This is a genomic window from Corallococcus sp. AS-1-6 (genome assembly GCF_020037015.1).
GTDB lineage: Bacteria > Myxococcota > Myxococcia > Myxococcales > Myxococcaceae > Corallococcus.
Genome location: NZ_JAIQDE010000012.1, coordinates 249,784 through 262,062, shown reverse-complemented (window position 1 = coordinate 262,062; position 12,279 = coordinate 249,784). Strand labels below are relative to the sequence as shown.

The following is a 12,279-nucleotide window of genomic DNA, read 5'->3' as shown; positions in this document are numbered from 1 at the left end:
AAGATCCTTTGTAAGAGGGATGAATTGCAGTCGCCTACGTGTAAAACGAGGCAAACAGGTTATAGCAGAAAATCATTCTGGATGCCCTGGCCTTGTGTGTCAGAGCAGACTGTCAGACCGCGAGGGCATGCTCCGGTTGGAGGACACCCGAGCGAAGGACGTTCATGGCAACCCTGAAACAGCTTGCGTTCCGGATGGCGCGCACCCCTGCCTCCGGCTCCCTGGTGCGCTTCGGCTTCGCGCACGCGGACCGGCTCCTGCCCCTCACCTCCGTGGACCGCTCGGCGCAGGCCGCCATCTACCGCCACCCGCGCCCCGTCTACGGCACCTTCCACCACATCGCCGTCCCCCTGCGCGGCGTGCCGGACGTCTTCGCCCTGGCGCACCCGCGCCACGCCGGGCTTCGCGTGGACCTCTTCGCGCTCATCGCCGGAGCACGGCAGCGGACCCCCGCGTCGGTGCTCGTCAACGCGGGCCCCCGGCAGGACGTGGGCCAGGTGCACTTCCACCTCACGGACGACACGCCCTTCAGTGACGCCGTTCGCTCGGAGCACCTCACCTGGCCGGATTGGGACGCGGCCGTCCGCGCGCTGACCTCCGTCCCAGACATCCAGGAGCGCTACAGTGCTGGCTTCTCCCTGCTCCAGGACGCCGGGGACCCCCGGGTGCGCCTCATCTGACGGCCGTGGGGGACCAGAAGCCCGCCAGCGCTCCCGAGGCGTGGGCCTCGGTGTAGCGGCGCAGGTCCTCCGCGTTGTCCGCCTCCAGCCAGCCGGAGGCGATGCGCACGGCGTGGACCGCCACGCCCTCGGAGATGAGGTCCTGGAGGAAGCCCGTCATGGAGATGTTCCAGTAGCGCGGATCCATCGCCACGCGCTGGTCGAAGCGCTCCAGGAGCGCGTGCAGGACTCCGGGCCCGAACCGCAAGAGGCCGATGTATTGCCCCTGCACCTCGTCCACTGAACGCACCCGCGCGCCGATGTCCACGATGCGCTCGCCTTCCAGGCGCAAGGACTCGCAGTCCGTCGTGGGGTCCTCCATCCGCAGCTCCCAGAGCTGGCGCCACTGCGTGTCGATGGCGACTTCGATGTCCCGCGACGCGGCGAGCATCCGCGCCAGCACCTCGTACGAGAAGACGATGTCCCCGTAGGAGACGAGGACCGGCTCCGTGCGGGACACCACCGGCAGGCTGAAGCGCAGCGTGGAGACCATGTTGCCGGTGGTGTAGGCCGGGTTCACGACGACGCGCACGTTGCGTCCCGCCCGGGTCAGCTCGGGGTACGCGCCGGCCATCACCGTGACGTCCACGCCGAAGTGCGCGTAGACGGCCAGTTGATGGTCGAGCAGCGGGGCCCCCGCCAGCTCCACCAGACACTTCGGCCGGTTCGCCGCGAGCGGCCCCATGCGGGTGCCCAGGCCCGCCGCGAGGATGATGGCTTTCACGGTTCGTACGCCTCCATGGATTCGAGGACTGCGTGAAGGTGATGGGGCTCCCGCTCGGGGTGCCAGAGGACGCCCAGCGAGCGCCGCTCCCGGTTCGCGAAGGCCTCCACCGCGCCGTCCTCCGCGCGCGCCAGGACGTGCCATCCCTCAGGCATGGAGTCCTCCGCCACGCCCCAGTGGTGGAAGCTCGCCACCTCCGCCGGGCCCCGCCACGCCCGGGCGAGTGGACCCGTCAGCGCGTGGCGCACGCGCACGTGGCCTTCAACAGACACGAGCCGCATCCCCGCGAAGCGCGCGAGCATCTGCGCGCCCCGGCACACGCCCAGCACCGGCGTGCGCGCCCGGGCGGCGAGCGACAGGAGAATGGACTCCGTCTCGTCGCGCGCGGGCACGGAGTCCGGCCCGGTGCCTGGCGCGTCGTTGCCTCCACTCAGGATGACGAGCCCCGGACGCAGGGCCTCGAATTGGGCCACGGCCGCGGCGGCCACGTTCACCACGGGGAACGGTACCCAGCCGGCCTCCCACAGGCCCGAGGCCCAGGAGTCCTCGAGTCCGTCCCGCACCTCCGGGCGCCCCGGCACACGGTCGCTGCGCTGGGTGATGAGGACCACGCGGCGCTCACTCATGGACGAGCCTGCGCCCCCCGCAGTCCAGCGTCATCACCCGGCCCCCCGACAGCCGCCGGAACTGCTCCCGGCCCACGCCGATGGCGGCGGGCAGTTGCAGCTCTGTGCAGCGCACCGCCATGTGCGAGTTCGCGCCCCCGTACGCCGTGACGATGCCGGCGACGCCGAGCGCGAGCAGCCCGTCGTAGCCGGGGTCGGCGCGCTCCAGCAGCACGATGTTGCCGCGCACGCGCTCCGGGTCTGGCAGCCCGTCCGCGACCAGCACCGGCGCTCGCACGCACGCCTTGGTGACGAACAGGGGCTGCTCTCCGCTGCTCACGTGGAAGAGCAGGTGCGACGTGCGCACCAGGATGTCCGGCAGCTCGATGAGGTTGACGGCGGCGGCGTGCTCGCGGGCCTCCTCCACGGCGTCGTGGCACCACGACCGGGCCTCCAGTGGCGGCAGCGCTAAGGCGGTCTCCACCTGCTCCAGCGACAGGTGCGCCAGGTCATCCCGCCCCAGCCCCAGCGGCTCGCCCCACGCCGCCAGGTGTTCGAGCACGCCACTGAGCGTCTTGGTGAAGACGTGCTTGCCGTACTCGCGCCCCGCGATGCCCGCGCCCAGGTGCGAGAGGAACACCTCGCTGGTCATCGACAGGCCGGCGCTCCGGAGGCCCGCGCCCAGGCGCTCGTGGAGGCTCCGGGACAGGGGCGCCTCGTGCCTGAACGGCTCCTCCGCTCCGGAGATGAGCGGGCCGAAGTAGCGCTCCGGGTCCGCGCCGTAGTGGGGCATCCGGATGTCATAGGTCCCCGGGCGCAGGTGCCCGAACTCCGCGACGAGCGCCTCCAGCCCCAGCTCGCCCCGCCGCACGCGGTGCGCATCCGCTTGCAGTTGCCCCGCCACGGTCCGGATGCGCTGGAGCACTTCGCGCTGCTCGCTGGCATCCATCACGCCCTCGCGCACGAAGCTCTTGAGCAGCGCGGTCACCACGAACGCCGTCCGCGCCAGGTGCGCGAAGGGCAGGGTGCCCAGCTTGCGCAGGCGCGAGAGGACGGGGCCGAGCCCGCCCTCGAAGCCCGGCGCGAACGGATGGGCCCGGAGCTGCTCCACCTGCTCCACCTGCGCGGGCAGGTCGCGAAGCCCGTGGAGCGTGATGTCCCGCAGCGCGGTGGCCAGGGCGTCCAGCTCCCCCGCGTCCAACGAGGACGCGTAGAGCCTCCGAAGCCGCTCGCGCAGGCCGAGGCTCGCGCACGTGTCCGCGATCTCGAACTCCACCTTGTCGTGCAGCTCGGGGGCGCTGGCGAGCCGGGCCAACTGCTGGGAGACCAGGACCTCCGCCACGCGCGCCGGGGTGACGGCCGGGATGAAGGAGTTGAGCGAGGCGCGCACGTCCACGTAGGCGTGCCCCGCGAAGTCGCGCAGCAGGGGCGTGCCGCGCAGGTCCCGGTAGCCGTAGGCCGCGCGCTGCTCCGCCCAGGTCCGGTCCGTGATGAGCCCGCCGTAGAGCGTCCGCGCGAGCGGGAGCGGACGCCGGCCAATCATCTCCGCCGGGTTCCAGTCCGTCATCGTGCTGTAGACGGGCCCGTCTCCGACGACGGGGGCCTTGGGCCGCAGCAGCGCCTGGTGCGCCTTGCAGGCATCCGCCAGCAGCATCGCCCGGCGGACCTCGCCTCCCTCCGGCAGCGACGAGCCCTTGGCGATGGGGCGCACCTGGAAGAGGTGGAAGTCACCGCCCGCCAGCGCGAACTCGATGTCCAGCGCCTCCACGCCAATGAGCTTCACCAGCTCACGCCCCACGGTGACGACGCGGCGGAGCGAATCCGGCAACAGGCCCCGGGGCACGCCGTGCTCCACGTACGCGGAGGAGGGCTTCTCCAGGGCGCCGGAGGTGATCTGATCCGTGCGCCCGCTGGAGACGTCCGACGCCACCACCCAGTAGGAGGCCAGCGTCTCCGGGTGCCGCGCCATCAGCACGCCGCTCTCGCTCACGGGGTGGACGTAGGACTGGAGGAAGACCTTCTCCTCCCGGGCCCCCGGACCGTACGACTCGAACACGTCCGAGATGGCGCTGGCCACGGCCGCGGTGTCGCCCGCGTCCACGTCGAGCACGGAGAGGAAGCGCCCCGCGTTCGACGCGTTCCACGCATCCTCCGCGGAGCAGGAGGAGCGCACCACGACGCGCGCGTCCCCGAAGCGCTCCCGGATGCGCTGGAGCACGGCGTCCCGGTCCCGGGCCCAGTCACCGCCCCGCACGATGTGCGGCCGGGAGATGCGCCACGGCCCGTGCAGCTCCGACAGGAGGTCGAGCGTGCGCGCCTTGTCCCCCAGCACGAGCCGGCCCACGGGGGCCTGGGGCTCGGTGGAGACCTCGTCGTCTTCCAGCTCGAAGCACGCCACGTCACCCATCCGGGCCAGCGGGCTCGCCGCCTCGTCCAGGTCCCAGCCCTCCAGCACCTCACGCACCGCCTGGGTCCTTCCGACGATGAAGCGGCACGCTCCCCGCCAGGTCGCGATGACGGCGGAGGACTCCTGGAGCAGCGCGCGGAGGGTGCGTGGACGCGGGAGCACCGTGCCCTTGAACACGAGCGTCAGCGGCGCGCCGTCATACGTCCGGGCGAGCGTGTCCAGCACGCGCTCGGCCCAGGCCCGCATGGACGCGTGCACGGGCCCGACGCCACGGATGCGGCAGTCAGGAGGACTTCCAACCGGAGGGGTGGGGCGAAGCGTCGCGGCTTCGCGTTCCAGGGCTGTCACGGGCGACCTCGCACGAGCGGACGTGGGGCAGGGCGCGTGCGCGGCATCGCATTGTGGCCTCTGTCCACGTGTGGTGGATTCGATGCATGAGAACCTTCGCCACGGATGAACGGCTGGCGTACCGCCGCCCGGGCAATGAGCTTCAGCCCCGCCCGTCCGAGGACCATGTCCTCTCCTACGAGTACCGCTTGATGCAGTTGCCGCTGGTGCGGCCGGACCACCCGGAGGTCGTGCCGTTCGACCTCAAGGCCGGCTACGACTGGCTGGGCACCTACCGCGCGCCCCGCGTCTCGCTGGTGGGCTTCGTGGACTTCGGCGCCTTCGCGCAGAGCCCCCAGTTCAACCGCTTCATGAACGCCGTGGCGATGACGGCCGCGGCGCGGAAGATCTCCTGGGAGACCGTCGAGCGGCGCAAATACAGACACCACTTCACCATCTGCAACGGGCTGCACGAGCGGATGCCCATCGCGGACATCGTGCCCTTCGTGAAGCAGCGGCTGGAGGGCTTCCCGCGCTTCCGCATCCAGGTGAAGGGGGGCTGGTTCTGGGGCAAGAAGAACGGCCGCATCTACTTCCCCGTCTACCCGGAGCTGACGGACGGCCCGAACCCCGTGGACCACCTCACCGAGGTCCAGACGCGCCTGGGCCACTCGCTCCACCCGGGCTTCTACATCGGCTGCCTCCAGTTGATGGACCACCTGCGCTTCAACTCCGAGCTGGACGTGCACGAGGCGGACGAGCTCTTCGACGTGCTGAGGCGCTTCCGCGAGACGACCCTCGTGGAGCTCGACGTGACCGAGCTCTCCATCCTGCGCACGCACGACGACCTCATCCTCAAGAGCCGGGTGCTGGAGCGCGTACCGCTGACGGGGTGACGGGGTCATTCGAACTCCTGGAGCGCGCTGCGCAGGAGCACGCGCTCGTAGGCGTTGCGGACCAGCGCCCCCTGCGGACCGATGATCCGCGTGAGGTCCGTCTCGCGGTACAGCGCGGGGTGGTGGAGCAGCTCCAGCACCGAGGCGACGAGCGCCGGCTCCACGCGGTAGTCGAACATCCCGGGCCGGCGTGGGTGCGAGAGCCCCGCCTGGACCGCGTCGTTCACCAGCGCCGCCTCGCGGGCCACCACGCGCAGGTACACCTCGCGGGACGCCGAGGGCTCGGAGCGGAGCCCCTCCAGCTCGTTCGCGGCCTCGCGCCACGGTGAGACCAGCGCCTCCGGCAGGGGCGCGACGAGCTCCACCTCCTCCGCGAGGCGCAGGCGGAGGTGGACCAGGAACTCCATGGGCGAAGGCCGCCACGCCCGCCCCACGACGGCCCCCGGGAGCTGCTGGATGGCGGAGCTCGCGCGCCGGGTGGGGCGCCCCTCCGACTCCAGGAGCATGCGCAGCTCCCGGGGATCGAAGGCCGTGGCGGCCTCTTCAATCATGGCGCGCGTGTCGTCCGAGGAGTGCATGAGGCTCAGCGCGCGCGTCGGGGCCTGGAGCTGGCTGCGCAGGTGGTGCGGTGCGCGCTTGTGGGGATTCGCCGACCCCTTGAGCGCCTTGAACGCCGCGCAGGCCGACCGGCTCGGGGTGCGGAGGATGAGCGCGCAGGAGGACTCCAGCAGGTACACCTCGCTGGGCACGGCCCACGTCTTGTCGAGCGCGATGGGGCGGTTGGGGCTGTACACCGCCTCGATGCTGCTCTGCGTGTATTGGACGAAGCGCCGGTCCACGGCGCGGAAGCCCTCGCGCTCCAGGAACGCGAGCGCCTCCTCCGCGAGCCCGAGCCCGATGGCGTACGGGTCGAAGAACGTGAAGACGAACTCCTCGCTCCCCGGACGCGAGCCGAAGGCCTCCACGAGGCCGGACACACTGGCGGTGTTTCTCATGTGAGGTCTCCACTCCCGGCTGCCACGAGCCACAGCGCTTCGGAGGGCGCGAGCAGGACGTCCCCCTGGCCCTCACGCCCGCCGAGCAGGTCCTTCCACTTCCGCGGCGGCACGGAGACGGACACGGGCTCCGCGCCGAAGTTCACCAACACATGCAGGGGCTGACGGCCATGGCTTCGCGCCAGGTGCAGGACCTGGGGGGCTGGCAGCCGCGCCTCGCAGCCGCTGTCCTCCCGCAGCGCGGGCGTCTGGTCGCGCAGGCGGATGAGGCCCAGCAGGGCCTTCAGGATGCGCGCGTGCACCGGCTGACGGATCCACGCGCGCAGGGCTCCCTCCGCGTAGCGGTGACGGTTCGCCGCGCGGGGATTGGACGGCTCGACGCCCACCGCGTCCGGGAGTCCGAACAGCGTGGGGAAGTAGAGACAGGGCGTGGCGGGGAGCGCGAAGAGCAGCGCGTGCGCGGCCAGGTAGCGCTCGACGTCGAGCCCCGCCTCCGTGGAGAAGATGCGATGCAGGGAGCTGTTGAGCTCGTACGGCCGGGGTTCGCCCCCCACGTCCGCGTGGGACACCCGGACCCCGGCGTGCTCCATCCGCTCCATCACCCGCCGCAGGGTGGGGGCATCCAGCGGTGGGTCCATGGGACGCAGGTGCACGCCGTCATGCGTCTGGAGGAACGCGTAGCCGTCACGGCCGTGAGCATCCGACGCGGACGCGTTCACCCAGTCCACCAGCGGACCGCCCTCGCCCGCGAGCGCCGCCGCGAAGACGAGCAGCGGCACCGCGAGGTGATTGTCGTGCTGCGCGAGTGCTTCTCCCAGGTAGCACCGCTCTCCCGTGCGGTGGTCCGTCTCCGCGAGCAGGCGCACGGACGGATCCACCAGGTCGGTCACGGCGCGCAGCGCGCGCACCAGCAGCCTGGCCTCCGGCTGGTGCGGCCCTCCGGGAACGCGCTTCCACACGTGGGGAATGGCATCCAGGCGCACGACGCGCGCGCCCGCCTCCACCAGCCGCAGCAGGGTCCCCGCCATGGAGAGGAAGACATCCGGCGAGCCGTGGTTCAGGTCCACCTGGGCCCGTCCGTACGTGCACCACGCCCAGACCGAGCCGAAGCGCTGGAGGACGGAGGAGGTCCGCACCCGCGTGCCCCATTCGATGGCCCGAGGCTCGGAGAAGAGGTGGAAGTCCCCGGGCCGTCCCTCCCCGCGCAGCACGTCCCGGAACGCCGGGTGCGACGTGGACACGTGGTTCATCACCAGGTCGAGCATCAGCCCGCCGCTCACCTCCGACAGCCGCTCCAGGTCCTCCCAGGTCCCCAGGCGGGGATGCACGGCCCGGTGGTCCACCACCGCGAAGCCGTCATCCCCGTCCGACACATAGGGCGGGAGCACGTGCAGCAGCGCCGGCCCCACGCCGCCCACTTCCTCGAGGAGGAAGCGCCGCAGCGCCGCGAGCGGAGCCATGCCCCCGTCAAGCACGTGGTCCGGATACACGGCGATGACCGCGGGCCGCGCGTCCACCGCCGCGCGCCCGGGCCGCGGGCGAGCGCGGACGCCCTCCGCCGCCGAGAACAGTTCCCGGACGAGCGCCTCCGCGCGCTCCGCCCCATAGAGCTGTCCCAGCGCGTCCCCCAGCCGCGCCTTTGCGGTGGCGCGGGCAGGGTGGGCCGTGTCTCCGGAGGTGTTCATCCCTGATGCTCGAGGACGTAGTCGATGCTGCCCTGGAGGAACTCCACCGCGCGCGCCAGCTCCGGCTCCGCCGACATGCGTTGGGCCATGCGCTGGTGGAGCGCCTCGATGCGCGTGAGGCATCCGCCCAGCGGGCCCGTCGCGCAGTCCGCGTGCAACTGGAGCCCTTCCTCGAGCAGGCCCCGGTCCACCTCGCCCGCGGTGGCCATCGCCTTGCGCGACTCGATGAGCAGCCACTTGCGCGCCGCGCTCGTCACCCCCAGGGACGCGAGGATGGAGACCAGCGCCTCCTCCACCGCGATGCGCGCCACGTGCCGGCTGGACTCCTCGCTGACGGCGCGGTGGCTGATGGCGTCCTCCAGGTACTCGTGGACCTCCATGAAGTGCCGCACGGTGAGGTAGGTGGGCAGCAGCTCCACCAGGAACTCGTCCCGCCAGCTCGCCACCAGGCTCGGGTTCATCAGCGGCAAGCCCGCGCGCAGCCGGTGCAGGAAGCGCAGCTCGGGGCCGTCGATGATGGGGATGAACTTCAGCTCGGACGGCTTGTAGAGCGCCGGCGCGATGGCCGTCATCCACGTCATGATCTCCGCGACGCGGCCGCGCTCCGCCAGCTCGATGTTGACCTCGATGCCGTCGCAGTACTGGAGCGCCTCGCTGAAGCGGCTGTTCTTGAAGCGCACCCCTTCCTTCGTGGAGATGAGCGACGTGCGGTGCGGGACCAGCACCATCAGGTCCACGTCCGAGCTGGGCGTGCCGTTGCCGGCCGCGAGCGAGCCCGTCAGCAGCACGCCGCACGAGGCGGGGTCGCTGACCAGCTCCGACAGGATGCGCTCGACGTCCACGCCGTGGGCGCGAAGCGTCTGCAGGGTGAGCGGTTGACCACTGGAGAGCTGATGCGTGCGCTTCATGATGCCACCTTCCCGCGTCCCTCATGGGACAACTGCAAGTCCGAGAAAACGTCCGCGCACGCGTCCGCGACGGTGCGCACCATCTGCTCCTCATGCGTCCGCATCACGCTCAGGCGCAGCAGGCCGTGGCCCGCGGGGACGGCCGGGTGGATGACCGGGTTGGCGTAGATGCCCCGGTTCCACAGCAGCCTCCATGCCTGGAGCGTGTCGAAGTCCGCGCCCACCTCCACGCTGACGATGGGACCGTCGGACGGGATGGGCCGCAGCCCGCGCTCCACCAGCGCCTCGCGCAGCGAGCGCACCCGCTCCTTCAGTTGGGCCACCAGCCCCGGGTCCTCATGGAGGATGCGCAGGGCGGCCAGCGCCGCGGCCACGGAGGCCGGCGTGTTGGCGGCGGTGAAGAGGAAGGGCCGCGTGAGGACGCGCAGCGCCTCAATCTGCGCCTTGTCTCCGATGATGGCGCCACCGCAGGAGCCCAGGCTCTTGGAGAAGGTGATGGTGATGAAGTCCGCGTCCTGGACGACGCCGTCCTCCTCCACGGTGCCAAGGCCGCGCGCGCCCACCGTGCCCAGGCCGTGCGCCTCGTCCACGACGAGCGCGAGCCGCGTCTCGCGGCACACCTCCAGGAACCGGCGCAGCGGGGCCCGGTCTCCGCGCATGGAGTAGACGCCCTCCACGACACAGAGTCCGGAGGCGGTGTCCTCCTTCGCCTGGGCCCGCAGGTGCTCCGGGTCGTTGTGGCCGAAGCGCTTCATGGTCGCGCGCGCCAGCCACACGCCGTCCAGGACGGAGGCGTGCATCTCCTCGTCCACCCAGGCGCGGTCATTGCGGCCCAGCAGCGAGCTCATCAGGCCCAGGTTGGCGCCGTAGCCGGTGGAGAACACCATCGCGCCGGTGCGGCCATAGAAGCGCCGCAGGGCGTCCTCCAGCTCCTCGTGGAGCGCCAGGTTGCCGTTGAGCAGGCGCGAGCCCGTCACGCCCGCGCCCCAGCGGGCGGAGGCCTCCTGCGCGGCGGCGATGACGCGAGGGTCGTTCGCGAGGCCCAGGTAGTTGTTGGAGCCGAAGTTGAGGATGTCCCGGCCCTCCATGCGGGTGATGGGGCCGGTGGCCGACTCCACCCGCGTGAAGTAGGGGAGGCGGCCAATGCGCTTGCCCAGGCGGGCCTGCGCGACGCGCGGATCCGCGAGCAGCCGTTGGATGACGGGCGCCCGAGGGCCCGCGGTGTCTTGTTCAGGTCGTGTCATGTTTTGCATCCCGGAAGTCGAACGCCAGGCTCGCGGCGGTCGCGCAGACAACGGTGAAGGTGAGGATGACGGCGGTGCTCTGGAGCACGACGCTCCAGCGGCCCGGGCCGAAGGTGGCTTCGTTGAGCGCACGCAGGGCCCAGTAGTGCGGCGTGGCGTAGCCGAGCGTGCGAGACCAACCTGGCAGGGCTTCGGTGGCGACGATGGCGCCACCCACCGCGCTGAACGTCACCAGCACCAGGTAGGAGAGGTTGGAGAGCGTGGCGGTGCTGCGCGTGATGGCGAAGAGGAGGAAGCCCAGGGCGGAGCCGCTCGTCACCAGCGCCGCGCCGGTGAGGGCCACCTGGAGGACGTTGCCGTTCAGCGGCAGTCCCAGGAACGCCGCCGCGAAGCCCGTGAAGAGCAGCAGTTGCACGAACGACATCGCGCAAGCGGGCAGCACCTTGCCCATGGCGAACGCGAGCCGGGAGGGGCGGATCAGCGCCTGCCTGCCGTGGGTGTGGTACCAGAAGTCCCGGTAGAACGCGTGACCGGAGTAGGTCACCACCATGTAGCTGAACATCACCGCGAAGCCGATGGTGGCCCGGCCCATGGCGCCCGGGGCCGCGTCGAGCCCCGACACACCGGGTCCCAGGATGGCGGAGAGCACGGCGGGCAGGATGAAGATGAACACCATGGCGGTGCGCTCGCGAGCGAGCACCCGCCACTCCGTCAGCGCGTAGCAGCGCACCTCGTTGACAAAACCCGCCACGCCGCTGGGCGCGGAGGGGGCACTGGAAGCGATGTCTTGATTCATGGCCCTTCCGACTCCCGAGCGAAGGCGCTCAGGGATGGGTCCCTCAGCAGGATGTCGCGGAGCCGGTTGCCGGACAGGCGCAGCTCGGACAGGTGGACATCGGAGGGGACCTCGCCCAGCTTCGAGCGGACCTCCTCCAGGCTGCTGGTGGCGAGCGTGAGCTCCCACGAAGCATCGGGACGCGCGCCACGCAGCGACAGCGTGCGCGTCTGGTTCGACAGCACGGTGCCCAGCTCCCCCAGGTCGCGGGTCTTCCCGTCCCGCAGCAGCACCAGCTCCGTGGACAGCTCCTCGATGTCCTCGGGGTAGTGCGCGGTGACGAGCACCGCGGCGCCCTCTTCACGCCATGCGCGCACCCGGCGGACCACCAGTTGGCGGGCCTCGAAGTCGAGCGCGACGGTGGGCTCATCCAGCAACCGGATGGGGGGCGCATGGACGAAGCTCGCGGCCAGGTGCACGAGCCGCCGCTGCCCACCCGACAGGTGATGCACGCGCGTGCGGGCAATGGGACCCAGCGCGAACTCCTCCAGGGTCCGCGCGATGGCGGCCTTGGCTTCGCCGCGCCCCAACAACAGCCGGGCCAGGTGCCCGACGTTCTCCTCCACCGTGAGCACGGGATAGAGCGCGATGGCCTGCGTCGCGAACCCGATGGCGCGGCGGGCGTGCAGCCCACCCACGTCGAGCCGCACCGAGCCGCCGGTCGTTCCGCGCACGGTGCCGGTGATCGCCCCCAGCAAAGTCGTCTTGCCCGCGCCATTGGCGCCGAGCAGCCCCACGGACGCGCCCCCCTTCAAGTGAAGGGAGACCTCGCGGAGCACGGGCGCCCCCTGGGGGAAGGCGAAGGAAAGCCGCTCCGCGGAGAGCAGGGCGGTTCCTTTCGCGGACCCCATGGACTGACGAAGACGCCCAGGTGTTTTGATCGGATCCTGAAATACTGCTTGTTCAGGAAAGGTGATTTTGTCGGTCATCGTCG

11 protein-coding genes are annotated in these 12,279 nt (G+C 71.2%); 2 read left to right on the top strand and 9 right to left on the bottom strand.

The genetic code is table 11. The features are described from left to right. Positions 1-164: 164 nt before the first annotated feature. On the top strand, positions 165-680 hold the full coding sequence (locus tag K8612_RS19085; RefSeq protein WP_223763314.1) for a hypothetical protein: 516 nt from the start codon (positions 165-167) through the stop codon (positions 678-680). Here K8612_RS19085 and K8612_RS19080 read toward each other — a convergent pair. Genes K8612_RS19080 through K8612_RS19070 form a run of 3 tightly spaced genes read right to left on the bottom strand, consistent with a single transcriptional unit; the run spans position 673 to position 4,713 of the window. Beyond that, positions 673-1,443, bottom strand: coding sequence for a phosphocholine cytidylyltransferase family protein (locus K8612_RS19080; protein WP_223763313.1), 771 nt, complete (start codon positions 1,441-1,443; stop codon positions 673-675). The genes K8612_RS19085 and K8612_RS19080 overlap by 8 nt on opposite strands. Continuing rightward, positions 1,440-2,069, bottom strand: coding sequence for a gamma-glutamyl-gamma-aminobutyrate hydrolase family protein (locus tag K8612_RS19075; protein WP_223763312.1), 630 nt, complete (start codon positions 2,067-2,069; stop codon positions 1,440-1,442). Before K8612_RS19075 ends, K8612_RS19080 begins: the two co-directional genes overlap by 4 nt. Then, positions 2,062-4,713, bottom strand: coding sequence for a PEP-utilizing enzyme (locus tag K8612_RS19070; RefSeq protein ID WP_223763311.1), 2,652 nt, complete (start codon positions 4,711-4,713; stop codon positions 2,062-2,064). The genes K8612_RS19075 and K8612_RS19070 overlap by 8 nt, the downstream gene beginning before the upstream one ends. 176 nt (positions 4,714-4,889) lie before the next feature. Here K8612_RS19070 and K8612_RS19065 point away from each other — a divergent pair, with 176 nt between their 5' ends. Continuing rightward, on the top strand, positions 4,890-5,678 hold the full coding sequence (locus K8612_RS19065) for a hypothetical protein (protein ID WP_223738935.1): 789 nt from the start codon (positions 4,890-4,892) through the stop codon (positions 5,676-5,678). Positions 5,679-5,683: 5 nt separating this feature from the next. Here K8612_RS19065 and K8612_RS39270 read toward each other — a convergent pair whose 3' ends face one another. From K8612_RS39270 to K8612_RS19030, 6 genes are read right to left on the bottom strand one after another with little or no spacing between them, the layout of a single operon-like run. Beyond that, the gene (locus K8612_RS39270; RefSeq protein ID WP_306799673.1) at positions 5,684-6,673 is read right to left on the bottom strand and encodes a nucleoside-diphosphate kinase; all 990 of its coding nucleotides are present in this window, start codon (positions 6,671-6,673) and stop codon (positions 5,684-5,686) included. Beyond that, a complete protein-coding gene (locus K8612_RS19050) occupies positions 6,670-8,358 on the bottom strand; it encodes an alpha-amylase family glycosyl hydrolase (RefSeq protein ID WP_223763310.1) in 1,689 nt (562 codons plus the stop codon). The genes K8612_RS39270 and K8612_RS19050 overlap by 4 nt, the downstream gene beginning before the upstream one ends. Next, positions 8,355-9,266 carry a nucleotidyltransferase domain-containing protein gene (locus tag K8612_RS19045; RefSeq protein WP_223738937.1) on the bottom strand — a complete coding sequence of 304 codons (912 nt, stop codon included), beginning with the start codon at positions 9,264-9,266 and terminating at the stop codon, positions 8,355-8,357. The genes K8612_RS19050 and K8612_RS19045 overlap by 4 nt, the downstream gene beginning before the upstream one ends. Continuing rightward, on the bottom strand, positions 9,263-10,510 hold the full coding sequence (locus K8612_RS19040; protein WP_223763309.1) for an aminotransferase class I/II-fold pyridoxal phosphate-dependent enzyme: 1,248 nt from the start codon (positions 10,508-10,510) through the stop codon (positions 9,263-9,265). The genes K8612_RS19045 and K8612_RS19040 overlap by 4 nt, the downstream gene beginning before the upstream one ends. After that, on the bottom strand, positions 10,497-11,306 hold the full coding sequence (locus K8612_RS19035) for an ABC transporter permease (protein WP_223763308.1): 810 nt from the start codon (positions 11,304-11,306) through the stop codon (positions 10,497-10,499). Before K8612_RS19035 ends, K8612_RS19040 begins: the two co-directional genes overlap by 14 nt. Further along, positions 11,303-12,196: an ATP-binding cassette domain-containing protein gene (locus tag K8612_RS19030; RefSeq protein WP_223763307.1), complete on the bottom strand. Its 894-nt coding sequence runs from the start codon at positions 12,194-12,196 to the stop codon at positions 11,303-11,305. The genes K8612_RS19035 and K8612_RS19030 overlap by 4 nt, the downstream gene beginning before the upstream one ends. Between the last annotated feature and the right edge of the window lie 83 nt (positions 12,197-12,279).